The organism is Mesorhizobium sp. MC2-1-1 (assembly GCF_057597255.1).
This window is the reverse complement of the sequence record NZ_CP195205.1, coordinates 5,424,440-5,448,893: the sequence shown is the minus strand read 5'-3', so window position 1 is coordinate 5,448,893 and position 24,454 is coordinate 5,424,440. Positions and strand designations below refer to the sequence as shown.

General features: G+C 64.4%; 22 protein-coding genes and 2 pseudogenes. 8 read left to right on the top strand and 16 right to left on the bottom strand.

Annotated elements, in window-relative coordinates:
- Positions 1–80 precede the first annotated feature (80 nt).
- From ACR64R_RS26825 to ACR64R_RS26795, 7 genes are read left to right on the top strand one after another with little or no spacing between them, the layout of a single operon-like run.
- Positions 81–1,181: a class II histone deacetylase gene (locus ACR64R_RS26825; RefSeq protein ID WP_487359246.1), complete on the top strand. Its 1,101-nt coding sequence runs from the start codon at positions 81–83 to the stop codon at positions 1,179–1,181.
- A gap of 25 nt (positions 1,182–1,206) precedes the next feature.
- Entirely contained in the window at positions 1,207–2,556 is a 1,350-nt protein-coding gene (locus ACR64R_RS26820) for an ABC transporter substrate-binding protein (RefSeq protein WP_487359245.1), read from the top strand.
- A 4-nt stretch (positions 2,557–2,560) separates the two neighbouring features.
- Positions 2,561–3,361: an ABC transporter ATP-binding protein gene (locus tag ACR64R_RS26815; protein ID WP_487359244.1), complete on the top strand. Its 801-nt coding sequence runs from the start codon at positions 2,561–2,563 to the stop codon at positions 3,359–3,361.
- Positions 3,354–4,064, top strand: a complete 711-nt coding sequence (locus ACR64R_RS26810; protein ID WP_487359243.1) for an ABC transporter ATP-binding protein — start codon at positions 3,354–3,356, stop codon at positions 4,062–4,064. Before ACR64R_RS26815 ends, ACR64R_RS26810 begins: the two co-directional genes overlap by 8 nt.
- A gap of 3 nt (positions 4,065–4,067) precedes the next feature.
- Positions 4,068–4,946: a branched-chain amino acid ABC transporter permease gene (locus ACR64R_RS26805; protein WP_487359242.1), complete on the top strand. Its 879-nt coding sequence runs from the start codon at positions 4,068–4,070 to the stop codon at positions 4,944–4,946.
- Positions 4,943–5,917, top strand: coding sequence for a branched-chain amino acid ABC transporter permease (locus ACR64R_RS26800; RefSeq protein ID WP_487359241.1), 975 nt, complete (start codon positions 4,943–4,945; stop codon positions 5,915–5,917). Before ACR64R_RS26805 ends, ACR64R_RS26800 begins: the two co-directional genes overlap by 4 nt.
- Positions 5,918–5,965: 48 nt before the next feature.
- Positions 5,966–6,268, top strand: a complete 303-nt coding sequence (locus ACR64R_RS26795) for an Hpt domain-containing protein (protein ID WP_487359240.1) — start codon at positions 5,966–5,968, stop codon at positions 6,266–6,268.
- A 15-nt stretch (positions 6,269–6,283) separates the two neighbouring features.
- On the opposite strand, the gene ACR64R_RS26790 is transcribed toward ACR64R_RS26795, so the two are convergent.
- The 15 genes and pseudogenes from ACR64R_RS26790 to cyoA form a co-directional block, all read right to left on the bottom strand.
- Positions 6,284–7,714, bottom strand: coding sequence for a glycosyltransferase family 2 protein (locus ACR64R_RS26790; protein WP_487359239.1), 1,431 nt, complete (start codon positions 7,712–7,714; stop codon positions 6,284–6,286).
- A complete protein-coding gene (locus ACR64R_RS26785) occupies positions 7,711–8,748 on the bottom strand; it encodes a HEAT repeat domain-containing protein (protein ID WP_487359238.1) in 1,038 nt (345 codons plus the stop codon). Before ACR64R_RS26785 ends, ACR64R_RS26790 begins: the two co-directional genes overlap by 4 nt.
- 2 nt (positions 8,749–8,750) lie before the next feature.
- Entirely contained in the window at positions 8,751–10,502 is a 1,752-nt protein-coding gene (locus ACR64R_RS26780; RefSeq protein ID WP_487359237.1) for a YaiO family outer membrane beta-barrel protein, read from the bottom strand.
- Positions 10,502–10,894: a response regulator transcription factor gene (locus ACR64R_RS26775; protein ID WP_487359236.1), complete on the bottom strand. Its 393-nt coding sequence runs from the start codon at positions 10,892–10,894 to the stop codon at positions 10,502–10,504. The genes ACR64R_RS26780 and ACR64R_RS26775 overlap by 1 nt, the downstream gene beginning before the upstream one ends.
- A gap of 256 nt (positions 10,895–11,150) precedes the next feature.
- Positions 11,151–11,543: a response regulator gene (locus ACR64R_RS26770; protein ID WP_487359235.1), complete on the bottom strand. Its 393-nt coding sequence runs from the start codon at positions 11,541–11,543 to the stop codon at positions 11,151–11,153.
- Positions 11,544–11,548: 5 nt separating this feature from the next.
- On the bottom strand, positions 11,549–13,978 hold the full coding sequence (locus ACR64R_RS26765; RefSeq protein ID WP_487359234.1) for an ATP-binding protein: 2,430 nt from the start codon (positions 13,976–13,978) through the stop codon (positions 11,549–11,551).
- Positions 13,979–14,118: 140 nt separating this feature from the next.
- A pseudogene (locus ACR64R_RS26760) lies at positions 14,119–14,267 on the bottom strand (Cro/Cl family transcriptional regulator); the annotation flags it as partial.
- Positions 14,268–14,386: 119 nt separating this feature from the next.
- Positions 14,387–14,761 (bottom strand): annotated as a pseudogene (locus tag ACR64R_RS26755) (acyl-CoA dehydrogenase family protein); the annotation flags it as partial.
- Between the two features lie 42 nt (positions 14,762–14,803).
- The gene (locus ACR64R_RS26750; RefSeq protein ID WP_487359233.1) at positions 14,804–15,337 is read right to left on the bottom strand and encodes a response regulator transcription factor; all 534 of its coding nucleotides are present in this window, start codon (positions 15,335–15,337) and stop codon (positions 14,804–14,806) included.
- Positions 15,327–16,676 (bottom strand): ATP-binding protein, encoded by a 1,350-nt coding sequence (locus ACR64R_RS26745; protein ID WP_487359232.1) that lies wholly within the window; start codon positions 16,674–16,676, stop codon positions 15,327–15,329. Before ACR64R_RS26745 ends, ACR64R_RS26750 begins: the two co-directional genes overlap by 11 nt.
- Positions 16,673–17,500 (bottom strand): SURF1 family protein, encoded by an 828-nt coding sequence (locus ACR64R_RS26740; protein ID WP_487359231.1) that lies wholly within the window; start codon positions 17,498–17,500, stop codon positions 16,673–16,675. The genes ACR64R_RS26745 and ACR64R_RS26740 overlap by 4 nt, the downstream gene beginning before the upstream one ends.
- On the bottom strand, positions 17,497–17,871 hold the full coding sequence (gene cyoD / locus ACR64R_RS26735; RefSeq protein WP_487359230.1) for a cytochrome o ubiquinol oxidase subunit IV: 375 nt from the start codon (positions 17,869–17,871) through the stop codon (positions 17,497–17,499). Before cyoD ends, ACR64R_RS26740 begins: the two co-directional genes overlap by 4 nt.
- Complete coding sequence (gene cyoC / locus ACR64R_RS26730; RefSeq protein ID WP_487362556.1) at positions 17,868–18,494, bottom strand: cytochrome o ubiquinol oxidase subunit III; 627 nt, start codon at positions 18,492–18,494, stop codon at positions 17,868–17,870. Before cyoC ends, cyoD begins: the two co-directional genes overlap by 4 nt.
- A gap of 2 nt (positions 18,495–18,496) precedes the next feature.
- Positions 18,497–20,503, bottom strand: a complete 2,007-nt coding sequence (gene cyoB / locus ACR64R_RS26725; protein ID WP_487359229.1) for a cytochrome o ubiquinol oxidase subunit I — start codon at positions 20,501–20,503, stop codon at positions 18,497–18,499.
- Between the two features lie 10 nt (positions 20,504–20,513).
- Entirely contained in the window at positions 20,514–21,695 is a 1,182-nt protein-coding gene (cyoA, locus tag ACR64R_RS26720) for a ubiquinol oxidase subunit II (protein ID WP_487359228.1), read from the bottom strand.
- 213 nt (positions 21,696–21,908) lie between these two features.
- Here cyoA and ACR64R_RS26715 point away from each other — a divergent pair, with 213 nt between their 5' ends.
- A complete protein-coding gene (locus tag ACR64R_RS26715; RefSeq protein ID WP_487359227.1) occupies positions 21,909–23,216 on the top strand; it encodes an MFS transporter in 1,308 nt (435 codons plus the stop codon).
- A 57-nt stretch (positions 23,217–23,273) separates the two neighbouring features.
- Here ACR64R_RS26715 and ACR64R_RS26710 read toward each other — a convergent pair whose 3' ends face one another.
- Positions 23,274–24,293 (bottom strand): NAD-dependent epimerase, encoded by a 1,020-nt coding sequence (locus ACR64R_RS26710; RefSeq protein WP_487359226.1) that lies wholly within the window; start codon positions 24,291–24,293, stop codon positions 23,274–23,276.
- Positions 24,294–24,454 lie beyond the last annotated feature (161 nt).

The following is a 24,454-nucleotide window of genomic DNA, read 5'->3' as shown; positions in this document are numbered from 1 at the left end:
CCACCCGTTACCCGAAGGTGTCGGGACAGCGCTAATGTAGCGGGCCATCATCCGGCCGAAATATGCTGGGTGGGAGCCGCATGGCGACGGGTTTCGTTTTCCACGAACTTTATCTTTGGCACAACACCTGGAACTGGAACCAGGTCTTCCCACCGAGCCTGACGGTTCAGCCCGGCACCCATGCCGAGAATCCCGAGACCAAGCGCCGCCTGCGCAACCTCCTGGAAGTGAGCGGCATCCTCGACCATCTGGTCACCATCAAGCCGCGACGCGCCAGCGTCGAGGAACTGTCCAGGGTTCACACACCGGCACATATCGCCAGGATCAGGGAGATCAGCGACCGCGGCTATGGCGACGCCAGCACGCTGACGCCGCTCGGCGCCGGCAGCTACGAGATCGCCCTCCTGGCGGCGGGCGGCGCCATCAAGGCAATGGAAGCCGTCATCACGGGCCAGGTGGACAACGCCTACGCGCTGATCCGCCCGCCAGGCCATCACGCTACCGCCGATATCGGCATGGGCTTCTGCCTGTTCTCGAACGCCGCGATCGCCATCCGGCATGCGCAGAAATTGCATGGCCTCACCCGCATCGCCACCGTCGACTGGGACGTGCATCACGGCAACGGCACGCAGTCGATCTTCTACGACGATCCGAGCGTGCTTTCGATCTCGCTGCACCAGGACAACCTGTTCCCCGCCAATTCCGGCGCGATCGCCGAGAATGGCGAGGGCAAGGGCAAGGGCTTCAACATCAACGTCCCGTTGCCGCCGGGATCAGGCCCTGGCGCCTATGCCGCGGCGTTCGAGCGCGTGGTGATCCCGGCGCTGATGCGTTTCAAGCCGGAGCTGATCGTCGTGCCCTCGGGCTTCGACGCTTCCGGCGTCGATCCGATGGGACGCATGCTGATGAATTCCAGCGGCTACCGCAGGCTGGCGCGCATGCTGCTCGACGCGGCGCGCGAGCTTTGCGGCGGCCGCCTGGTGATGACGCATGAGGGCGGCTACTCCGAAATGTACGTGCCCTATTGCGGCCTTGCCGTGATCGAGGAGCTTTGCGGACACCGTACGGGCGTCGAGGACCCGTGGGACCAGTTGATGGGACAATGGGGTGGAATGTCGGCGCAGCCGCATCAGACGGCGATCATCGACCAGGCGGCCGAACTGGTCAAAAACATAAACTGACAAAAAACTTAAAAGGGGAATCGAGATGAAGCGCAGTTCGAAACTCACCACGCCGAACGTCATTGCCGGCTCGCGCCGCAACTTCCTGATCAAGGGCGGCCTCGCCACCGCGGCGACGCTGACCGGCATGCCGGCCATGCTGCTTTCGATGAACAACGAGGCTCGCGCCGAAGGCGATCCGATCCCGGTCGGCCAGTGCGGCCCTACCACCGACTTCGCCGCGCCCGATGGCATCGAATTCAAGAACGGCCTGACGCTTGCCTGCGAGGAGATCAACGCGCTGGGCGGCATCCTCGGCCGGCCGGTTGAGCCATATTTCGAAGACACCGCCCAGATGGGCGACGCCACCAACGTGCAGGCGGCGCAGCGCCTGGTCGACCGGCACGCCGTTCACTCGATCCTCAACGGCTACAACATCGGCTCAGGCGCCGCGATCCAGGAGGTCGCCGCGGACAACGGCATCATCTACGTCCACTACGACACCACGATCGGCCACAACAATCTGGTGAAATCCAACCCGGACCGCTACTGGGGCTCCTTCCAGGGTGACCCCGCAGAGTACTGGTACGGCCCCGGCTTCCTGAAATTCCTGCAGGGACTGGAGGAGAACGGCGAGTGGAAGCGCAAGAACAACAAGATGGCGGTCATTCTGTCGGCCGGCGTCTATGCCTCCAACATCGCCAACGCCGTCAAGGAGCAGGCCAAGAGCTACGGCTGGGACATCAGCCTGTTCGAGACCGTCAGCGTGCCGGCCTCCGAATGGGGTCCGACGCTGGCCAAGATTCGCCAGGATCCGCCGGCGGTGATCTGCATCACCCACTTCCTGCCCGCCGATCTCGGCCAGTTCGCATTGCAGTTCGCGTCGAACCCGACGCCGAGCCTGGTCTATATGCAATACGGCCCGTCGATCCCGGCCTTCCGCGACATCGCCAAGCAGGCGGCCAACGGCATCATCTACGCGACCGTCGTCGGCGCGCTGCAGGACGAGATCGGCACCGCCTTCGAGAAGCGCTACAAGGAAAAGTTCGGCCCGAACGCCGGCCACAATTCCGGCGCCCAGCCCTATGACGGCGCCTATGTGTGGGCGACCGCGGCCGCACTTGCCGGCGGCACGGGCGAACCCGGCAACAACGAGCAGAACCGCAAGGTTGCAGCCCGCATGAGCGCGATGATATGGCGCGGCGTCACCGGCACGACCCGTTTCATGCCGCTCGAGAACGCGGCCTACACTTATCCGACCCAGGTCAACGATTCATCGCTCGGCATGCCGCATCAGTTCCTGCAGATCCAGGACTATACAAAGGGACCGGGCCTGATCGCGCCGGCGCCGTACGGCACGACCAAGTTCATGATGCCGCCGTGGATCAAGGCTTAGCCGGATGACGCAAGACGCCGCGACGACGCCGTTGCTGTCGTGCAGGCATGTCGGCAAGTCCTTCGGGGCGCTCGCGGCGGTGCGCGACCTGTCCTTCGATGTCGGGGCCGGAGAAATCCTCGGCATCGGCGGACCGAACGGCGCCGGCAAGACGACGCTGTTCGAGGTAATCTCGGGGCTGAACCCGGCCACCAAAGGCGCAATCGTGCTCGACGGGCAGGACATAACCGGGCATGCACCCGAGCAGATCTGCCATGCCGGCGTTGCCCGCACCTTCCAGCTCAACGCCGGTTTCGACAGCATGACCGCGCGCGAGAACGTACTGGTGGGCGCTTATTTCGGCCGCAGCAACCGGGTCGTGCCGACGATTCGCGCCGGCCGGGCAGCGCATGAGGCCGCCGATGCCGCGCTCGAGATGCTGGGCATAGCCGACCGCGCCGAGAAGGTCACCGGCAAGCTGCCGGTGCTCGACCGCAAGCTATTGATGATGGCGAGCGCCATGGCGACGAAGCCGAAACTGCTTTTGATGGACGAGCCCGTCGGCGGCCTCACCGCGCGCGAGGTCGACCGCGTGATGGACGCCGTGCGCGCCATCAAGGCGGCGGGCGTCACCATCATCCTCATCGAGCATGTGATGCGCTTCCTGGTGCGCCTGTCCGATCGCATCATGATCATGCATCACGGCGAAAAGATCTTCGAAGGCCTGCCGACAAAGCTGCTCGACGACCGCACCGTCGTCGATGTCTATCTCGGCCAGGGCGCCTCCGAGCGGCTGCGCTCCTTCATGGAAAACTCCCATGACTGAGGCGGCGCTCGAGATTGTCGACGCCAGCGCCGGCTATGCCGGCCGCATCGTGCTCGACGCCATCCGATTGTCTGCAAGGAAGGGCGAACTCACCGCCATTGTCGGCCCCAACGGCCATGGCAAGAGCACCCTGCTCAAGGCGATTTCCGGACTTGTCCCGGTGACGTCCGGCGAGATCCGCCTCGACGGCTCGCGCATCGACCGCCTGCGCCCCGACCAGATCGTCGAACGCGGCGTCATCCAGGTTCCGCAGGGCGACCTGCTCTTTCCGGCGATGACCGTGCACGAGAACCTTTTGATGGGCGCCTATGCCAACAGCGGCGGCGCCGCCGAACGGCTCGACTTCGTCTTCACGCTGCTGCCCAAGCTGAAGGAGCGCCGCAACCAGACCGCCGGCACGCTTTCGGGCGGCGAGCGGCGCATGTGCGGCATCGGCCGCGGCCTGATGGCGGGCGGCGAGGTGCTGATGCTGGACGAGCCTTCGCTGGGCCTTGCCCCGATCGTCATCGAGCAGATCTACGAGGTGATCTTCAACCTCAGACGCGAGGGCCGCACCATCCTTCTCGTCGAGGAGAATGCCGAGCGGATCGCCGAGCATGCCGACATGATCCACCTGCTCGACAATGGCCGCATCGCCTGGTCGGGCCTGGGCGCTGAACTTATGGCGCGCCCGGAAATCGTCGAAACCTATCTCGGAGTGTGAGCGATGGACGTCCTGATCCAGATCGTCGCTTCCGGCCTGACGCTCGGCGCCATGTACGCGGTCGCCACCATCGGCCTCTCGCTGGTCTACGGCTCGCTCAACATGCTCAACATGGCGCATGGCGCCATCCTGACGCTCGGCGGTTATATCTGCTACGCGGCCATCGTCCATGCCGGCCTCAATCCGGCGCTGGCGCTTCTCGCCGCAGCCTTCGTCTGCGCGCTGGTCGGGCTGCTGATCTATTTCAGCGCGGCGCTGCCGCTGCTCAGGGCCGAGAATTTCGAGACCAACATCTTCATCGCCACGATCGGCATCGGCAGCGTCATCGAGAACCTGATGCTGAAGGGTTTTGGACCCTATCCGATCCCGCAGCCGCTCGCGGTGGACGGCCAGGTCGTTATCGGCAACGTGCACATACCGCTGCAGAACGTCTTCATCCTCGGCGTCGCCATCGTGCTGATGGCGGCGGTCGCCATACTCCTGCAGCGCACCAGCACGGGGCGCGCCATCCGCGCCACATCGATGAACCGCGAGGCGGCGCAGCTCATGGGCGTCAGGGTGGGTCGGGTCTATGCGCAGGTGCTGGCGCTCTCCGGCGCGCTCGCCGCGGTTTCCGGCATCATGATCAGCTCGATCGCAACGCTGACGCCGGTGATGGGCGCCGACCCGATGCTTAAGGCCTTCATCGTCTGCGTGGTCGCGGGGCTCGGCAATGTCTACGGCGCCGTGATCGCGGCGATCGCGCTCGGCCTGCTCGAGGCTGCCACCCAATATGTGCTGGGCGTGCGCTGGAGCTTCGCCACCTTGCTGCTTCTCGTCATCCTCGTGCTCATCTGGCGGCCCTACGGCCTGTTCGGCAAACAGCAGGTGGTACGCCTATGACATCGATCCGCCGTGACATCCTGATCGGCATTGTCTGCCTGGCTCTCGCCGCGGCGCTGCCGCTCGCCATGCCCGGGCGCTACGTCATCACCCAGTCGACGCTGTTCTTCATCTGGGCGATCGTGGTGGTGCAGTGGAACCTCGTGCTCGGCATAGGCGGCATCTTCTCGCTGGCGCAGATGGCGCTGTTCGCGACCGGCGCCTACGCCACTGCGATGCTGGGTTTCTACTGGAAGGTGCCCATGCTCGCCGCCATCCCGATGGCCGGCGTCGTCACGGTCGCCATGGGCATCCTGATCGGCCTCGCCTGCCTGCGCTTGCGCGGCCCCTACGTGGCACTGCTGACGCTGGCGATCGCGCAGGTCATGTATGTGCTCATCGTCAACGACACGGACTGCTTCACCACCACCGGCGGCTGCATGCCGCTGTTCGGCGGCGTGCGCGGCATCGGCCAGTTCGGCGATATCGGCCTGCGCGCGCTGTTCCCGTCGAAATGGTATATCGCCCACTATTACGTCGGACTTGCCCTGCTGGCGGTCGCGGTGACGATCTCGATCGTGGTGATCCGGGGACCGCTCGGACTTGCCTTCCGGGCGTTGCGCGACAATCCCGGCTACGCCATGTCGCGCGGCATCAGCCGTTTCAAATACCAGCTCTGGATCTTCGCGGTCTCAGCCTTCTTCACCGGCATCGCCGGCGGCTTCTACGCCGTCCACTTCCGTGTCGTCGGCCCGACGGTGTTTTCCTTCTCGACGCTGCTCTTCCTGATCGCGATGATCGTCATCGGCGGCCTCGGCTCGATATGGGGCCCCCTGCTCGGCGCCGCCGTGCTGATGCTGGCCGACGAGGGCATGCGGGAATTGTCCGACTATCGCAACATCGGCCTCGGGCTGCTGCTCGCGGTCTTCGTCATCGCATGGCCGAACGGGCTGAATGGCTGGCTGCAACGAAGCCGAACAAGCCGCGGCTGAGCAGCCGTTTCAACCCGTGGCGCTTTCTGCTTAAATACGGCTACACCCATGCTGGAGCGCCCCATCGTAAACGATCCCTTCGCCCCGTTGCGGCAACGCTTCCTGATCCGATGTGCCGGTCAGCTGGATGAATTGAGAACCATCGCTTCTCAAGGCGGCCCGCTTCCCGACAGCGATTCCCTGATCAAGATCGCGCATTCGCTCGCTGGAGCGGCGGGGACGTTCGGCTTTGCGGAGATCAGCGCGCGGGCGTCAGCGCTGGAGACGCTGTTCGTCGAGCAGGCGGATGGCGGAGCTGTCCGCGCGGCGCTCGACGCCTTGATCGAGGAGATCGAGCGCACGCTGGCGTGACGACGCCAGTCGGGCTCACTTCTTACCCGCGCCGCCAAGGCCGGTCCTGGTCATCTCGCCCCAGCCCTGGTTGCCGCGCAAGAATTGCCACCAGCCCTTGACGCGCCAGAAATTGTTCAGCTGGCGGTAGCCGAAATTCTCGATCACCGCGGCCGCCGCCAGCACGGCAAGGTCCCTGGCGCGAGGGAAGCGCTGCAGCTCGGCCTCCTCGAGGATCAGCGAGCAGACGCTGACGCAGACGCCGTAGGTGAAGATGAGCGCGGTGAAGGCCAAAAGATATTCGGCAGAAAGGATGCCGAGCAGCCAGAAGGCCGGGATCAGGATATAGCCCAGCACCTCCGTTACCGGCCCCAGCACATCGACAACCAGGATGTGGCCGAAGCCGAGGAAGCCGACGCGGCCGTAGCGCGGGTTGAACAGCATCGAGCGGTAGCGGAAGAAGCATTCGAGCGTGCCGCGCTGCCAGCGCGAGCGCTGGCGAGCGAGCACGCTCAGCGTTTCCGGCGCCTCGGTCCAGCACACCGGCTCGGGGATGAACTGGATGCGGTATTTGCGCTTCTTGTCGCGCATATAGCGGTGCAGCTTGATGACGATGTCGAGGTCCTCGCCCATCGAGCCCTTGGTGAAGCCGCCCACGGCAACCGCTTCGGCGCGGCGGAACATGCCGAAGGCGCCGGACACGAGCATCAGCGTGTTGATGCTGCTCCAGGCGAGCCGCGCCATCAGGAAAGCCCGGAGATATTCCACCACCTGGAACAAGGGCAGCAGGCGGCGTGGCAAATGGATCTCGCGTACCCTGCCCGCCTCGATCCGCGAGCCGTTGGCGATGCGGATCGTGCCGCCCACGGCGATGGTGCGCTCGGGGTCGTCGATAAAGGGCTGCGCGGCGCGCATCAGCGCGTCCGGCTCCAGGATGGAGTCTCCGTCGATGACGCAGAAGAGCGGCGCGCGGCAGACATTGATGCCGGCGTTCTGGGCGTCGGCCTTGCCGCCATTTTCCTTGTCGACCACGAACAGCCGTTCGGTCATCGGTGAGGAATAGAGGCCGCGGATCGGCTGGTGCGCCAGCGCCTCCTCATAGGGGCGGTGGAACTTCACCAGCTTGAAGGCGTCGATCAGCCGCTGCAGCGTGTCGTCCTTCGAGCCGTCATTGACGACGACTACCTCGAAATTCGGATATTCGAGCGCCAGCATCGAGTGCACGCTCTCGACGACGTTCAACGCCTCGTTATAGGCGGGCACCAGCAAAGCGATCGGCGGCGCAACGTCGCCATAGCGCTGCCACAGCAGCGCCGAGCGCGCCACCGGCGGGCGCTTGGACAGCGCGTAGCCGGCAAAGACGAGCTGCAGGAGGTAGATCGTCGTCTGCGCCAGCCCCGCCCCGATGATGAACCAGGACAGGATGGTGGCGGCAAGAACGACCTCGTGGCTCCAGTCGGCGATCATGCGGCCGGCCCCTCGGCGAGGATCAGCGAGGCGGTGCGCTGGCGGCGCGAAACCTCCGCGGAGGCGATCTGGCGCAGCAGCCGCTCTCCCGGCTGGCCGAAGGAGCGCAGTGCGTTGGCTGCGGCGTAACGCACGATCCAGACGTCGTCGTCCATCAGCGCGGACAGTGGTGCCGCGAGCTCTGGCAGGCCGAGACGGCCCGCGGACTCGGCGGAGGCGGCGCGCACGTCCCAGTCGTCATTCTCCATTGCGCGGGTCAGGATGGCCGGCGCCTGGGCGTGCCCCGTGAGGCCGAGCGCCCGCAACGCGGCGGCGGCAACCTCCGGCGAGGCATCGCCGGCGAGACCGGCGAAGAAATCGGCAAAGCCGAAGCCACCAGCGTGGGCAAGCGCGTCGATCGCGGCCGCCCTGATGAAGGGCGGGGCGTCCGCTCGCGATGCATGGACAGCAAGCTCGTTGAAGCGCGAGCGTGGAAAGCGTCTGAACAGCTCGATCAGGCGCCGCGAGCGCTGCCCCGCCACGCCGATAAAGTCCAGCGCGGTGCCGAGCAGGGGAAGGCTGCCCAGATCGCACAGCGCGATCGCCGCCGCGATCCTGACTTCGCGCGAACGGTCCTGGGCAAGCGCCAAAAGCAGGCTTGCCGACGCATCGTCCGAACCCAGCGCCGCCAGCATCTCGGCCGCGTGGATGCGTGCGGCGACGTTACCTTTCTGCAACTGCCTGGCAACACGGGCCGGTAGGCCGCATTCGTTGAAGGCGACGAGCACGTCGTCCCTTTCCTCGCCCCGCAGCAACGCGATGAACTCGAAGCCGGCGTCGATCGCCACGCCGGCCGGCACGGCGAGCACCACCGCCTTCAGGGCCTCGCGATCGCGGTTCTCGGTGAAAGCGATCAGCGCGGTCAGAACCTGGCGCCGTTGCTCGGCCGTCGCCCTATCCCGGCGCTCCTGCAGCAAGCGTCGCGCGGTCAGCAATAGCATGATCACCAGGGAAAGGGCGCTGAGCAGTATCGAGAGGTCCCAGATATACCACATAGTCAGAACCGCGCCGTCAGGCCGAGGCCGAATATGTTGCGGTCGAAGGTCGGGCGTTGTTCGTGCGCGGCACTGGCATGCAGCGTCAGCGTATCGCTGACGTCGAAGGAAATGCCGCCGAACACGCTGCGCGTCGGGATCAATGCGCCGTCATCGATCTCGGGGGCGTCGGCATAGCCGGCGAAGACGTTGAGGCGAGGCGTCACCGCAAGGTCGGCGCGAAGCACATAGCCGTCGGCGCGGGTGCCGATATCGTCCTGCGCATGCACCCAGCGAGCCGAGAGCCCCAGCCGGCCGTCGAGGATATAACCCTGCACCCAGGGTTGGATACTGGTGACGCTGGTGTCGGCGAAATCGTCGTATCGGGCATCGATGTTGAACGAGAGCGGGCCGAACGCCTTTGCCGGCGCTACGACCTGCCAGGACGCGCCGGCGCCAATCGAATAGCGCGCCAGGAAGTCGGCATCCGGCGTCGCCGCGGCGAGCGCATAGGCGGAGAAGGCCGGCGTGAAGGCCTGGTCGATGCGGCCCTCGATCTGGACATCTGTGTAGCCGAAACGGGTCGCCAGCCGAGCGTGGCCGGAAATGGTCGTGCGCGGCGACAGCCGATAGGCAAGACCGGCCGAACTGTCGGTCCAGTCGCCGAGCCCATTGGTGAGATCGCTCACCTCGCTGCCCATATCGAGCCGCCATTTGCGCGGCGGCGGCACCGCCAGCCTCTGCTCGATGTCGGCGGAGCCCGGCTCGAGGGCGAGCGCCTGGCTGTAGGCCTGCCGTGCGGCCTCGTCGTCGCCCTCGGCGCGGCGCGCATCGCCGATACCCACCAGCGCCTCGGCATTCTTCGGCTCAAGCGCCAACGCGCGCTGGAACGACTGCCCCGCCCGCGCATGGTCGCCCTCGAGCAGGGCGATCCTGCCATCGAGGTCGAGCACCTCGACATTGTCCGGCGCGCTGGCCAGCACCTCGTCGATCAGCGCACGGGCACGCGGTGTGTCGCCCTGCCAGATCGCCAGGCGCACCTTGCCCAGCCTGGCATCGATAAGGCCGGGCTTGATGGCCAGTGCCCGATCGAAGAGATGCCCGGCTTCGTCGAAGCGCTGGCTGGAGCCGACGACGAGGCCAAGCGCGACCAGGATGTCGGTGTTTCCCGGCGACAGCTTCAGGGCTTGGCGATAGACCGCCTCCGCCTCGGGCAGCTTGCCCGCCTGGCGCATACGCCTGCCCTCTTCCATCAGGCCGGGGACAGGATCGGGCCGGCGATGCGGTTTCTTCACCGCCGCCGGAGCCGCGCCAGCCGGCTTGGGCTTGCTGGCGGCAGCCTGCTGCGCCTTGCGGATGTTCTCGATCAGCGCCGCGGCGTCGGCATTGCCGGGATCGGCCTTGGCGACTGTTTCGGCAAGCGGTAGTGCTGCGTCAAGATTGCCGGAGCGGAACTCGACTTCGGCCATGCCGAAAGAGGCATCCCGGTAGGTCGGGGCAACGGAAAGCGCCTTGGAAAAGGCATCGCGCGCCGCCGCCAGATCATTGCGGCCAAGCTCAGCGAAGCCGAGCTGCACAAGAGCGTCGGCATTGTCGGGCTTGAGCGCCAGCGCGCGCTTGAGCAGGTCGGCAGCCTCGTCGAAATGTCGGGCCTGCCTCGCCTTCACGGCCGAGGCGTAGAGCTCGTCGGCCGTCTGCGCCAGCGCCGCGTGCGGCGCGGCGGCGACAGCCAGGATCAGGCATGCGGCAAGGCTCAAGCGCCGGCCACGCCGCATCAGCGCTTCCCGCCCTTGCGAGCGATCAGCCGCGCGAGCCTGGCCAGCAGTTCCTCGGGAATGAATGGCTTCACCAGATAGTCGTCGGCCCCCTTGTCCAAGGCCGAGACAATGTCCTTCTGGCCCTTGCGGGCAGTCAGCATGACGACCGGGGTGTCAGACAAAGCCGGATCGCCCTTGATGCGCGCCAGCACCTCCAGGCCGTCGATCTTAGGCATCATCGCGTCGAGCACGATGACGTCGGGGGCGTCCCGCTGCGCCTTCTCGAGCGCCTCCGCGCCGTCGACGGCCTTGATGACCTCGTATCCCTTCGCCCGCAGCCTGAATTCCATCAGCTCGAGCAACAAGGGGTCGTCGTCGCAGATCAGAACTCTCGCCTTCTCTCCATCCACCAGTCCGGCTCCGGTTTACGCCTCGTTGCCCCCCGGAGTAGCCAGCCCATGAACCGACATCCGCCAACGCGGTCCATGAAACCGGGCCCGCGCAGCCCACGCCGCGCCGACCCATGCCGCCCGATCATAGACAGACCGATTCGCGACGGCCGCATTTAGATACAATCAGTAGATGAATATCGGCGCATGGTATAGGAGGCGTAAACACAAGGCCGAGGCTTGCCGACAGGCTTCGCCGCCGCGGGCGTCCTCGCGGCTAGGCCGCCGGGTCGCCGGCACGCGACGCAAGCAGCCTCTTCACGTCGCCGGCAAGCGCCAGCGGGTCGAAGGGTTTTGCGATGACGCCCACCGCTCCCATGGCGAGATAGCGTTCGACCTCATGCGTCTGGGTGCGCGCCGTGATGAACACCACGGGTATGGTCGCCGTCGGCTGCGAATCAGCCAGGCGCTTCAAGGTCTCCGGCCCGTCCATGTCCGGCATCATCACGTCGAGCAGGATGAGGTCTGGTTGCCATGCCGCTGCATCGACCAGCGCCGCCGCGCCCGAAGAGCAGGACCGCACTTCGAATTCCGGCTCGAGCTCAAGCGACATCTGAGCAATTTCACGAATGTCGTCCTCGTCGTCGACATAAAGGATTCTTGCCGGCATAGGGCTCACTCCCTGGCTTGCGCGGATGCGTCGCGGTTCGAAACCAGCATGTTCCTGACCAGCTTTGCGACATCGATCTCCGACGCCTTGGTCTTGGTCATGATCGCCTGCACGCGATCGCCCAGCTTGTCGTCCAGCTCCGCCGCGGAAAATACGATGACCCTGGTTTCGAGCGGCAGATCAGCGAGCAAGTCCAATCCCGATCCGTCGGGGAGCGCGATGTCCAGGATGACTAGGTCGAAGCGATGGTTCGCGATCGCCTGCCGCGCTTCCTTGAGCGTTCTCGCCGAGGTGATCGAGACGCCTGAACCCAACCCCTCCGACATCACCGCAAGCACACCTTCGTCGTCCTCGACATGCAGGATCCGCGGCTTCGGCTCGACCCTGCGGCCGACGATCTTGGCAAGAGCGGCGTGAAGCCGTTTCGAATCCACCGGTTTCTCCAGCCAATCGACGATGCCGACGGCGGTGCCGTTCAGCGAGCGCTTGGCCTCGTCTGCGACGGCGGAGATGACGATGACCGCAATGTCGGAATTCACCGATGCCCTGATGTCGTGGAAGAGCTTGATGCCTGATTCCCCCGCCAGCTTGATGTCTAGCGTCAGCGCCACGTAATCTCGGGAGCCCAGAAGCGCCTTTGCGGTGTCGATGTCGGGGGCGACGTCGCTGGAAAAGCCTTCCGCATCGAGAAGCGCGGCGATCACCGCGGCGATGTCGGCCTCGTCCTCGCAAATCAAGACACGCAGGCGGCCATCGCGCCTGCGCGCCCGGCGCTCGACCAAGACAGGCTTCTCGGCCTGCCTGGGCGCTTCGGCAAGGTCGACGTGAAACGAGGTTCCCTTGCCTTCCTCGGTCTCGAAGGAAACGGCGCCACCCAGCTTCTCGACAATCGCCTTGACGATGCTCAAGCCCAGACCGGTGCCTCCCTTCTTGCGGGTGCTAGACGCATCGGCCTGCTCGAATTTGCCGAAAATGCGACCCCGAAACGCTTCGGGAATGCCTGCACCCTGGTCGATCACGGAGATGCGCAGCATGTCGCCGTCGCGGCGCTGCAGCTTCACCATCACGGTGCCGCCGTGATCGGAGAACTTGATCGCGTTCGACAGAAGATTCGCCATCACCTGGTGCAGCCGGTCCGGGTCGATGTTGGCCTCGGCGCGAGGGGCATCGTCGACCAGGACGATGCGTATCCTGCTCTCGGCCATGTAGTTGGTACTGGCGGCGATGGCCTGCTCCAGCACCGGGCGCACAGGCATCTGCTTGATCTTGAAGCTGATGACGCCCGACTCGATCTTCTCCATGTCGAGGATGTCGTTGATGAGAAGGACCAGCCTCTCGCTGTTGTTGTGGGCGATGTTGACGAGGTTGGCGGCCTTGGGCGGCAATTCACCCGCGACGCCCGCCGCAATCAGGCCGAGCGATCCGCGGATGGAGGTCAACGGCGTGCGCAGTTCGTGGCTGACCGTGGAGATGAATTCGTTCTTGAGTTGGGCGTTCTTCTTCTGCTCGGTGATGTCGCGATTGTAGGTGATGACGCCGACGATCTTGCCGGTCTCGTCGCGGAAGGGAGCCTTCAACGTGTAAAGCCAGCCCTTGCTACCATCCAGGAAAAGCGCGGGCTGATCTAAGCGCAGTGTCTGCCCCGTTTCCAGTGGACCTACTTCATCCAGCCTGAAGCGCTCGGCCACATCCTTCGGATAGAAATCGAAATCCGTCTTGCCGATAAGGTCCTCGGCCGAGGCGGCGCGCATCATTTCGGCGGTGGCGGGGTTTGCAACGACGAAGCGGCCGTCGACATCCTTCACGTTGAGGCAATCCGGCAACTCGCGAACCATGGCGCGGTAGATCATGTTGGACACGGCGAGATCGCGCCGCCGCTGCTGCCGGTCCAGCAGCACGCTGATGATGAAAGTGCTGATGAACCGGAACACCAGTGATGGAAGCGTGCTTTGCTGCACCAGACCGGCAACGACTTGCGGCGGGATGACCGCAAGCGTGAGGAGCCCAGCGAGCGCAACCGACACGCCGAGGCCGAGTATGTCGAACATGGTGCGCGACCGGACCGCAACGATGTGATGCCAGGCCAGGCCGACGACCGCGGTGATCAGGATGCTCATGACGCCAACGGCTGCACCCTGACCGCCGAGATAAAGCCGATAGGCGATAGAGCCGGTGGTGGCGATGAGCATTGCCGGCCATCCGCCGAAGAACGCGGCCGCGCCAATAAAGGCGGCGCGCAGGTCAATGACGAAGCCGGAGACGGAGAGCGCAGTCGCCATGGAAATGATGGAGCCCATGCACATCACCAGGCCGAGAAGCAGCGACTGTATCCGTCGCGGCAGGCGCCCGGTGAAATCCGCCACAAGGTCCCAGGCCACGACCAGGATGGAGACCAGGGCAAGGTTGGCGAGGAGTGAATGCCAGATTCCGGTCATGACTTTCCGGCTCCTTTTCCAGACCAATACCGGCAAAACCTATCCGAGGTCTAAACGCTGCGCGCCTGCCTGAAGTCTCCATGGGAAGACCTCGGCGTCACCAATATGGTTAATCACCCGTCCTGCTCGTCAGGCGCAGACCCCGGCAGCCGCAAGGTTGAGCGCCGGTGCGCCACGTGTTCGAGACTGGCACCGAAGCGCGCCGCCGGCAATTCTATGTCGTGGCGCACTTCATTCGCGGCGGCAAGAAAGCGCGCACACGCACCACCGCCCCGGCGAAATAGTTGCGCCATCTGGAATTTCTCATTTTTCTACTCGAGAAAACGCGTGCATAGCTTTTGCACCCGTTCTCCACCCGGTCCGAGGACTAGCTGTCTGCCGCGACACCGCGTCCACTGGCCATGCGTATCAATAGGATCGTGGCATTCCGAGCACATGCTCGGAGAGGTAGGACAGGATGAGGTTGGTCGAGATGGGCGCCACCTGATAGAGCCGGGTTTCGCGGAACTTGCGCTCGACATCGTATTCCTCGGCGAAGCCGAAACCGCCATGCGTCTGGATGCACGCGTTGGCGGCCTCGTTCGAGGCATCGGCGGCCAGCATCTTGGCCATGTTGGCTTCGGCGCCGCAGTCGAGGCCGGCCTCGTAGAGGCGCGTCGCCTCCCGGACCATCAACTCGGCCGCGCGCATGTTGGCATAGGCCCTCGCGATCGGAAACTGGACGCCCTGATTGGCGCCGATCGACCGGCCGAAGACGTTGCGATCGCAGGCATAGGCGGAGGCGCCACGCGCTCTTTCCGGTTCTACGGTTGCCTTGACCCCCGGCTATTGCACCACGCGCTTCTCGAGCTTGCGGGCGAGCGTGCGCCTGTGCAGGCCTAGCCGCCGCGCGGCTTCGGAGATGTTGAAGCCTGTCTCGACCAGCGTTTCGTGGATGCGCTCCCATTCGAGGTTCTTGATCGAGGTGGGGCGGCTGGTGAGCGGCACCGAAACGTCGCCCTCGGCGCGACCGAAGGCGGCTTCGATATCGTCGGTGTTGGCGGGCTTGGCCAGGTAGTGGCACGCGCCGAGCTTCATAGCCTCGACCGCCGTGGCGATGCTCGCAAATCCGGTCAACACGACGATCCGCATCGACGAGTCGCGGGCGCTCAAAAGCTTGACGCATTCGAGACCCGATCCCGCTCCGAGCTTGAGGTCGACGACGGCATATGCCGGAACGGCGGTTTCCAGCGCCGCGAGCAGCGCCTCGCGGTCGTGGCAGACTACGACGTCATACTCGCGCTTCTCGAAGGAGCGTTTGAGCGTTCGCGCGAATGTCGCGTCGTCCTCGACGACGAACAGGGATCGATCAGACTTCATGATCGCCTCCATCGGTCAGCGCCGCCAGCGGCAGCGAAAGGGTAACACAGGCGCCATCGGCCATGTTGCGCGCCAAAACGTCGCCTCCGAGCATGCGCACCACATTGAACACCAGGAAGAGGCCCAGGCCACCGCCCGGTCGCCCCTTGCTCGACATATAGGGTTGGCCGAGCGTAACCAGAATATCCTCGTCGAAACCCGGTCCGCGATCCCTGATGGACAGCACCACCTTCTCATCCTGGCGCTCGGCAGTGATACCCACCCAATCGTGCGATGCTTCCTGCGCATTGTCGAGAACGTTGAAGATCACTTGTCTCAGCGCCGTGTCGGAAACGATCTGCACATCCGGCTCGAAACCGTTGCTGTAATCCAGCTTGAAGGGCTGACGGCTGACACGCCACTCCTGGACGAGATCGTCGAGGAAGTGGCGGATCGTGGTGCGGATCGTGCCCTCGCCTCGCGCCTGGCCGGAGGACATCAGGATGCCGGTGACTATGCTTTTGCAGCGCTCGACCTGCGCCTGCATCTCGGCCACGTCACCGGAAAGCTCGCGGTTGCGTTTGACGCCGCGCATTTGACGCCAGTCGGACAGGATGACCGATATGGTCGATAGCGGTGTGCCAAGTTCATGCGCGGCGCCCGAGGCCAGCAAGCCCATGCGCACGATATGGTCCTCTTCGGCTGAACGCTGGCGGAGGGCGGCGAGATAGGCATCGCGCTCGCGCAGGTTGCGGTTGATGCGCGTCATGAAGATCACGATCAGTCCGGCCGCCAGCACGAAGCAGATGAACATGCCGCGCAGATGCAGGGCGAGAAGGTCGCTGCCGCCTTGGTGCGGAACGGCGATCGGCTGGAAAACGAAGATGAGGAAGACGAAGCAGGCCGAGCCCGCCACCACCAGGATCCAGGTCGACCACGGCGCCAGCAGCGCGGCGCCGAGCGTGATCTGCAGGAGATAGAGCGACACGAAGGGGTTCGAGGCGCCGCCGCTCAGGTAGAGTTGCGTGGTCAACGCCGCCATGTCGAAGATCAGCGCGACGAACAGGTGCGCGTTGGAGATGCGGCGATTGCCGCGCAGGGCCAGCAGGCTGAAGCCGTTCAGCCCAACCAGGAAAAGCACAACGCCGGCCATCTCCGGCATGGGTAACGGGATGGCAAACCAATATTGCGTCACCAGGATGGTCAGCACCTGCCCCGCCACCGCCAGCCAGCGTAACTGGACGAGCAGGAGCAGGTTCTTCCTGTTTGTCACGTCGGAATTCGAGGCAATGCCCCGGCCGCCAATTGAAGCCGCCAGCATCGGTTTGCCCTGATGGAGCCGCGAGGGCGGGACGTTCATCTGGCGGCGCCCCGCTCCTGACGGCTGGCGAAGATCGGCCTGGCAAGGGCGATTGCCAGCATCGCTGCCAGGGCAAACCAAGTCAGGGCATAGACAAGATGACTGTTGCGGAAGTTGACGACGGTGAGTCCGCCGCGCGGCCAGCTTTCCGCGCCCGAGGCTCCGGCATCGACGAAATAGGGCGCTACGTCGGTCAGGCCGCGCGCCTTGGCGATTGCCACGACGTCCCGCGAATACCAGCGATTGGCCGCCGGATCGTTGCTGCGCAGGAAACCGCCGCCGGGCTCGCTGACCCGCAGCAGCCCCTCGACCGTTTCCGACGCGGTGGAACCGCCGCTTTCCCGCTCGAACTCCGCCTTGCGCTCCTGCGGGATGAAGCCGCGATTGACGAGCACCACGAAACCGCTGTCGGTGCGCATCGGCGTCAGCACCCAATAGCCGCCGCCAAGGTCGGTCACCGCCTGCACCAGCGTGTTGGCATGGCCTTCAAAGCGCCCGTTCAACCGCACATGGCGATATTCGTAATCAGCGGCGTTCAAGCCACTCCAGTCCTTGGGGGCGGGCGCATCGACGACGGCAGCATGGATGCGCTGATCGACGCGGGCGATCAGATCGAGCTTCCAGACCCGCCTTTCCAGTTGCCAGATGCCGAGCCCGAGAAACACCAGAACGCCGAGAACCCCCAAAAGCGCCAACAGGAAGCGCGACACGGAGCCCCTTGGCTGCGCGGCGCGGAGGTCTGCGCTCGCCCCACCGATCATCTCTTCAGTCCGGAATTTGGCCTTCCCCGCGCCCGACACGCCCATGCCCGAAAGGGGGCTCATGGCATCTCCCGCATTTCGTGGAGGCCAGGCATCATGTTGGCGTTGAGGTGGTACATCACCCAGAGCGAGCCGCTGAGCACGATGACGACGAGGATCACCGTGAAGATGAGCGCCAGCATCGACCATCCGCCTTCCGAGGCGGGGTTCATGTGCAGGAAGAAGACCATGTGCACCACGATCTGCACCACCGCGAAAGCCATGATGATGATGGCGGTGGCCTGCTTGTTGTCCAGGGCGCCGGTCATGACCATCCAGAACGGAATCGCGGTGAGGATCACCGACAGGACGAAGCCGGTCAGGTAACCCTTCAGCGACCCGTGCGCGGCGCCGCCATGCGTGTGGTCGTGGCCGGCATGATCATCAGCGCTCATCTGAGCATCCCCATCAGATAGACGAAGGTGAAGACGCCGATCCAGACGACGTCGAGGAAGTGCCAGAACATCGAAAGGCACATCAGCCGGCGGCGATTGGCCTCGATGAGGCCGTGCCTGGCTACCTGCACCATCAGCGTCACCATCCACACGATGCCGAAGGTGACGTGCAGGCCGTGCGTGCCGACCAGCGTGAAGAAGGACGACAGGAAGGCGCTGCGCTGCGGCGTCGCGCCCTCATGGATCATATGCGCGAATTCGTAGAGCTCGATGGACAGGAACGCCAGGCCGAACAGCATCGTCACGGCAAGCCAGGCTTGCGTCGCCGCGACGCGGCCCTTGTCCATGGTCAGCATGGCAAAGCCGTAGGTGATCGAGGACAAGAGCAGCATGGTGGTGTTGACCGCCACCAGGCCGAGGTCGAACAGGTCCTTCGGCGCCGGACCGGCCGCGTAGTTGCCGCCGAGCACGCCATAGGCCGCGAACAGCATGGCGAAGATCAGGCAGTCGCTCATCAGATAGAGCCAGAAGCCAAGCATAGTGCTGCCGCCTTCGGCGTGCACATGCTCCTCTTCAAGGTGGAAGACCGGTTCGGCGCCGGCCGTAATTGCCGTCGATGCCATGCTCAAGCCCTAGCCTCCCGGGCGGCGAGGAGCGTCGTCCTCGCCTCTTCCGTTTGCGTGACCTCGGCCGCCGGAATGTCGAAGTCGCGTTGATAGTTGAAGGTGTGGCCGATCGCGGCAGCGACCAGGCAGACGAAGCTCAGAGCCGCCAGCCACCACATGTACCAGATCAGCCCGAAGCCGAGCGCGACGCTGAACACCGCAAGGACGACGCCGGTGCCGGTGTTGCTCGGCATGTGGATCGGCTTGAAGCCGGAGAGCGGGCGCTTGTAACCGGCCTTCTTCATGTCCCACCAGGCATCGTTGTCGCGGATGACCGGCGTGAAGGCGAAGTTGTAGGCCGGCGGCGGCGAGGAGGTCGACCACTCGAGCGTGCGTCCGTCCCAAGGATCGCCGGTGACGTCGACCAGTTCCGCGCGCTTGCGGATGGACACGAAGATCTGGACCAGGAAGGCGGCGATGCCGCAGGCGATCAGCACCGCGCCGAAGGCGGCGATCACGAACCATATCTGCAGCGAGGGATCGTCGAAGACGCGCATGCGGCGCGTCACGCCCATCAGGCCGAGGATGTAGAGCGGCATGAAGGCGAACCAGAAGCCGACCACCCAGCACCAGAACGAGACCTTGCCCCAGAAGGGATCGAGCTTGAAGCCGAAGGCCTTGGGCCACCAGTAGGCGATGCCGGCGAACAGGCCGAACAGCACGCCCCCGATGATGACGTTGTGGAAATGCGCGATCAGGAACAGGCTGTTGTGCAGCACGAAGTCGGCCGGCGGCACGGCAAGCAGCACGCCGGTCATGCCGCCGACGACGAAGGTGAGCATGAAGGCCACCGTCCACATCATCGGCAACTCGAAGCGGATACGGCCGCGATACATGGTGAAAAGCCAGTTGAACATCTTCGCTCCGGTCGGGATCGAGATGATCATCGTGGTGATACCGAAGAAGGAATTGACGCTGGCGCCAGAGCCCATGGTGAAGAAGTGGTGCAGCCACACCAGATAGGACAGGATGGTGATGACGACCGTGGCGTAGACCATCGAGGTGTAACCGAACAGTCGCTTGCCGGAGAAGGTGGAGGTAACCTCGGAGAAGACGCCGAACAGCGGCAGGATGAGGATGTAGACCTCGGGGTGGCCCCATATCCAGATGAGGTTCACATACATCATCGGGTTGCCGCCGAAGTCGTTGGTGAAGAAGTTGGTGCCGACATAGCGGTCGAGCGCGAGCAGCGTGAGCACCGCCGTCAGCACCGGGAAGGACGCCACGATCAGCACGTTGGTGCAGAGCGAGGTCCAGGTGAAGACGGGCATGCGCATCATCGTCATGCCTGGAGCGCGCATCTTGACGATGGTGGATATCAGATTGATGCCGGACAGCGTCGTGCCGACGCCGGCCACCTGCAACGCCCAGATGTAGTAATCGACGCCGACATCGGGACTGTAGCCGATGCCGGAGAGCGGCGGATAGGCCAGCCAGCCGGTGCGGGCGAATTCGCCCACGAACAGCGAGGCCATGACCAGGACGGCGCCTCCGACCGTCATCCAGAAGCTGAAATTGTTGAGGAAGGGAAACGACACGTCACGCGCGCCGATCTGCAGCGGCACGACGAAGTTCATCAATCCGGTGACGAAGGGCATCGCCACGAAGAAGATCATGATCACGCCATGGGCGGTGAAGATCTGGTCGTAATGATGGGCGTTGAGATAGCCCTCGGAGCCGTTGAAGGCGATGGCCTGCTGCAGACGCATCATGATGGCGTCGGAAAAGCCGCGCAGCAGCATGACGAGGCCGAGCACCATGTACATGATGCCGATCTTCTTGTGGTCGACGCTGGTGAACCACTCGCGCCACAGATAGCCCCAGAGCCGGAAATAGGTGATGGCGCCGAAAAGCGCGAGGCCGCCGAGCGCCACCGCGATGAAGGTGCCCACGACGATCGGCTCGTGCAGCGGCAGCGACTCCAAAGTGAGGCGGCCGAAGATGAATTTGGTCAGCGTCTCAGGCATCAGCCATCCCTCACAATTCAAAGCGCGGCAGGCCGGGCGACGGCGCCCCGGCGTCGGCGCTGCGGCTGCCTGTCACGGGGCTGAGCAATCCCGCCCCGCGCAGCGGGGAAAGATCGCGCAGCGGCCAGTATTTCGCATCCGCATCACGCGCCGCGCGCGAGGCGGCGGCCGCTTCCTCGGCCGTGCATATGCTTGCGACGTAGGACGGATCGTTGCCGAACACGGCGCCGCGCCGGGCAAGCTTGTCATATTGCAGCGGCAAGGTGTTGCGGACGCCAGCCAGCCCCAGGCCGCCCTTGGCGTCGATCGACATCATCTCGTTCATGCACATCTTGCCGGGTTCGACGCACAGGTTGAGGATGGCGCCGTAGAGGTCGGGATCGACGGAGGCATAGTGGCGGACCGGTTCGTTCTCGCTCGGACGTTCGAGCTGGAGATAGCTGTCGCGGCTGAGCGTGGCCGGCGCGCCCTTGGCCTGCGCCACCCACTCGCCGAAGGCCTGGTCGGAGAGGCCGTGGAAAGCAAAGTGCATGCCGGAGAAACCGGCGCCGCTGTAGTTGGCGGAGAAACCCGTATAGGTGCCCGGACGATTAATGACCGCATGCAGCTTCGTCTCCATGCCGGGCATGGCGTAGATCTGGCCGGCAAGGGCGGGGATGTAGAAGGAATTCATCACCGTGGACGAGGTGATGCGGAAGTCGATCGGCTGGTTGACCGGCGCCGCCAGTTCGTTGACGGAGGCGATGCCGTAGTCCGGATAGATGAAGAGCCATTTCCAGTCGAGCGCGACGACCTCGACCCTGAGCGGCTTGTGGCTCTGCGTGACCGGCTGGCCGGGCTCGATCCGGTCGATGCGCCGGTAGGGGTCGAGAAGATGCGTGCCGAGCCAGGTCAGCGCTCCCAAACAGATGATGATGAGGAGGGGTGCGGCCCATATCACCAGTTCCAGCTTGGTCGAATGGTCCCAGTCCGGCATATAGGCCGCGGCCGTGTTGGCCTGACGGTAGCGCCAGGCGAAAAAGACCGTCAGCGCCATGACGGGCACGATGATGAGCAGCATCAACAGGGTCGAAACCACGAGCAGGTCGCGCTGCTGCGCCGCGACATCGCCTGCTGGCGCCAGCACGACGAAGTCGCAGCCGGTCAGCAGAACGGCCAGGGGAAGCAGAAGCAAGGCTCCAAATCGTTTCATCAAACGGCGCCCTCGATGACTCGTCGCAACACATCGCGCATGTTGCACTGCGGTATCAATTTGGAGGGCTACGCCCGGCGGACCCCTGGCGACATTGGACAATTTGTCCAATGCCCAGTTTTTGCCCGTTTCGGCAAAGTGTGCGCTGCACAATAAGGCCCTGACGCTCGCGCGCCGGACGCCTCACACATTTTCGGTGGTGACAGAGACACAATGGCTGAAACTTCGACTGCCGAAACTGACAGCGGGCTGATCGGCTCTCATCACGGCCAGGTCAGCGCCGGCGATATAGCGGTCGGCGTGATCATCGGCCGGACGTCGGAATTCTTCGATTTCTTCGTCTATGCCATCGCTTCCGTGATCGTGTTCCCCAAGCTTGTGTTTCCGACGCACGATCCGCTGGCCGGAACGCTCTATTCCTTCGCCATCTTCGCCCTGGCCTTTGTCGCGCGCCCTTTCGGCACCGTGCTGTTCATGGCGATCGACCGCGCCTATGGTCGCGGCGTCAAGCTGACGATAGCGCTGTTCCTGCTCGGCACCTCGACCGTCGCCATGGCGTTCCTGCCCTCTTATCAAGATGTCGGCGTGGTCGCCGCCTGGCTGCTGGGTCTTACCCGGTTCCTCCAGGGACTGGCGCTCGGCGGCACATGGGACGGACTGCCTTCGCTTCTTGCGCTGAACGCGCCCCACAACCGGCGCGGCATCTATGCGATGATCCCGCAACTCGGCGCGCCGATCGGCCTCATCGTGGCAAGCTCGCTGTTTGCCTTCTTTGTCGCCAACCTCTCGGCCGACGACTTTTTCAGCTGGGGCTGGCGCTACCCCTTCTTCGTCGCATTCGCCATCAACGTCGTGGCGCTGTTCGCTAGACTGCGCATCGTTGTGACGCCCGAATTCTCGAGACTCTACGACAGCGGTGACCTGCAGCCGACCCGCATCAGGGACATGGTGAGGACGGAAGGCGGCAACATCGTGGTCGGCGCCTTTGCGCCGCTGGCGAGCTTCGCCCTTTTCCACATGGTGACGGTGTTCCCGTTGTCCTGGGTTTTCCTGTTCACCAATGAGGGCCCGGAGCGCTTCCTGGTGATCGAGGCGGTGAGCGCGCTGTTCGGCATCGCGGCAATCGTGGCATCGGGTCCGCTGGCCGACCGGGTCGGGCGCCGCGCCCTGCTCGGCGGATCCGCCATCGCCATCGCCGTCTTCAGCGGCTTTGCCCCGCAGCTTCTCAACGGCGGCACCGTCGGCGAGGCGGTGTTCATGGTGCTGGGCTTCATCCTGCTCGGCCTGAGCTTCGGGCAATCCTCGGGCGTCGTGGCGTCGAGCTTCTCACGCCGGCATCGCTACACCGGCTCGGCCGTGACATCGGATATGGCCTGGATGTTCGGCGCCGGGTTCGCGCCGCTCGCCGCGCTGCTTCTGGCCGGCAATTTCGGCCTCGTGGCCGCCGGCGCCTATCTGCTTTCGGGCGCCGCCTGCACACTGATTGCGCTCTGGATCAACAGGCAAGGCGCGCCTCGCTGAAACGGGGAGCCAGGCGACGCGTTTGTACCCCTTGCATGTCGTGCGCGAGGCGTTCAATCAGACCTGGTAGAAATCCCGATACCATTCCACGAAGCGCGGAACCCCGACCTCGATCGAAATCCCGGGCCTGAAGCCTATCACCTCCTCGAGCGAGGTCACGTCGGCGAAGGTTGACAGAACGTCGCCCGGCTGAAGTGGCATGAGGTTGCGGATTGCCTTGCGCCCAAGGGCGTCCTCCAGCACGTCGATAAGCCGGCTCAGTTGGACAGGCGAGCTGTCGCCGATGTTGTGTATCCTGAACGGAGCATTGCTCGTCGCGGGATCCGGGTCGGCGCTTGTCCAATCGGGGTTGGGTTTCGCGGGATGCTGCATGACGCGGACCACCCCCTCGACGATGTCGTCGACGTAGGTGAAATCCCGTTGCATTTTACCGTGGTTGAAAACGTCGATCGGCTGGCCGGCGAGAATGGCCCTGGTGAAGATGAACAAGGCCATGTCGGGCCGTCCCCACGGGCCGTAGACAGTGAAGAAGCGCAAGCCTGTGGTCGGCAGCCCGAACAGATGGCTGTAGGTGTGGGCCATCAGCTCGTTTGCCTTCTTGGTTGCGGCATAGAGGCTGAGGGGATGGTCGGCGGAATCGTGCACCGAGAACGGCATGCGGGTGCTGCCGCCATAGATCGAGCTCGACGATGCGTAGACGAGATGGCCGACCGAGGCCTGCCGGCATCCTTCCAGGACGTTGAGGAAGCCGTTGAGATTGCTTTCCGCATAGGCATGCGGATTGACCAGCGAATAGCGGACGCCCGCCTGCGCGGCCAGATTGACGACGGTTTCCGGCGCTACCGCCGCAAAGAGCGCCGAGATACGGTCGCGCTCGGTGAGATCGACATGCTCGAACCGAAAGTTCGGAAACCCTTTCAATCGCTCGAGCCGCGCCTGCTTCAGCGTGACATCGTAATACTCGTTCATGGAGTCGAGGCCGACAACCTGCCGGCCTTCGGCGAGCAGCCTGTGGCAGACGTGAAAACCTATGAACCCGGCCGCGCCGGTGACCAGGATCGGCCTGCTCGACGTCAATGCATACCCCTAACGCTGCAGTAACAGGCCCTTCAAAGAGCTTGTGCCTTTTATGGCAGGCCGGCGACGAATTCAACGATGCGCTTCCTGCCGCCACTCCAACAAACTGGTCGAGCGGCGAGCGCAGGTTATCGACCGTCGCGCCGCGCGACCAGGCGTCG

What these genes read in the sequence shown, in the direction of transcription:
- ACR64R_RS26825 (WP_487359246.1), top strand. Translation starts at nt 81, where the DNA reads ATGGCGACGGGTTTCGTTTTCCACGAACTTTATCTTTGGCACAACACC.
- ACR64R_RS26820 (WP_487359245.1), top strand. Translation starts at nt 1,207, where the DNA reads ATGAAGCGCAGTTCGAAACTCACCACGCCGAACGTCATTGCCGGCTCG.
- ACR64R_RS26815 (WP_487359244.1), top strand. Translation starts at nt 2,561, where the DNA reads ATGACGCAAGACGCCGCGACGACGCCGTTGCTGTCGTGCAGGCATGTC.
- ACR64R_RS26810 (WP_487359243.1), top strand. Translation starts at nt 3,354, where the DNA reads ATGACTGAGGCGGCGCTCGAGATTGTCGACGCCAGCGCCGGCTATGCC.
- ACR64R_RS26805 (WP_487359242.1), top strand. Translation starts at nt 4,068, where the DNA reads ATGGACGTCCTGATCCAGATCGTCGCTTCCGGCCTGACGCTCGGCGCC.
- ACR64R_RS26800 (WP_487359241.1), top strand. Translation starts at nt 4,943, where the DNA reads ATGACATCGATCCGCCGTGACATCCTGATCGGCATTGTCTGCCTGGCT.
- ACR64R_RS26795 (WP_487359240.1), top strand. Translation starts at nt 5,966, where the DNA reads ATGCTGGAGCGCCCCATCGTAAACGATCCCTTCGCCCCGTTGCGGCAA.
- ACR64R_RS26790 (WP_487359239.1), bottom strand. Translation starts at nt 7,714, where the DNA reads ATGATCGCCGACTGGAGCCACGAGGTCGTTCTTGCCGCCACCATCCTG.
- ACR64R_RS26785 (WP_487359238.1), bottom strand. Translation starts at nt 8,748, where the DNA reads ATGTGGTATATCTGGGACCTCTCGATACTGCTCAGCGCCCTTTCCCTG.
- ACR64R_RS26780 (WP_487359237.1), bottom strand. Translation starts at nt 10,502, where the DNA reads ATGCGGCGTGGCCGGCGCTTGAGCCTTGCCGCATGCCTGATCCTGGCT.
- ACR64R_RS26770 (WP_487359235.1), bottom strand. Translation starts at nt 11,543, where the DNA reads ATGCCGGCAAGAATCCTTTATGTCGACGACGAGGACGACATTCGTGAA.
- ACR64R_RS26765 (WP_487359234.1), bottom strand. Translation starts at nt 13,978, where the DNA reads ATGACCGGAATCTGGCATTCACTCCTCGCCAACCTTGCCCTGGTCTCC.
- ACR64R_RS26750 (WP_487359233.1), bottom strand. Translation starts at nt 15,337, where the DNA reads ATGAAGTCTGATCGATCCCTGTTCGTCGTCGAGGACGACGCGACATTC.
- ACR64R_RS26745 (WP_487359232.1), bottom strand. Translation starts at nt 16,676, where the DNA reads ATGAACGTCCCGCCCTCGCGGCTCCATCAGGGCAAACCGATGCTGGCG.
- ACR64R_RS26740 (WP_487359231.1), bottom strand. Translation starts at nt 17,500, where the DNA reads ATGAGCCCCCTTTCGGGCATGGGCGTGTCGGGCGCGGGGAAGGCCAAA.
- cyoD (WP_487359230.1), bottom strand. Translation starts at nt 17,871, where the DNA reads ATGAGCGCTGATGATCATGCCGGCCACGACCACACGCATGGCGGCGCC.
- cyoC (WP_487362556.1), bottom strand. Translation starts at nt 18,494, where the DNA reads ATGGCATCGACGGCAATTACGGCCGGCGCCGAACCGGTCTTCCACCTT.
- cyoB (WP_487359229.1), bottom strand. Translation starts at nt 20,503, where the DNA reads ATGCCTGAGACGCTGACCAAATTCATCTTCGGCCGCCTCACTTTGGAG.
- cyoA (WP_487359228.1), bottom strand. Translation starts at nt 21,695, where the DNA reads ATGAAACGATTTGGAGCCTTGCTTCTGCTTCCCCTGGCCGTTCTGCTG.
- ACR64R_RS26715 (WP_487359227.1), top strand. Translation starts at nt 21,909, where the DNA reads ATGGCTGAAACTTCGACTGCCGAAACTGACAGCGGGCTGATCGGCTCT.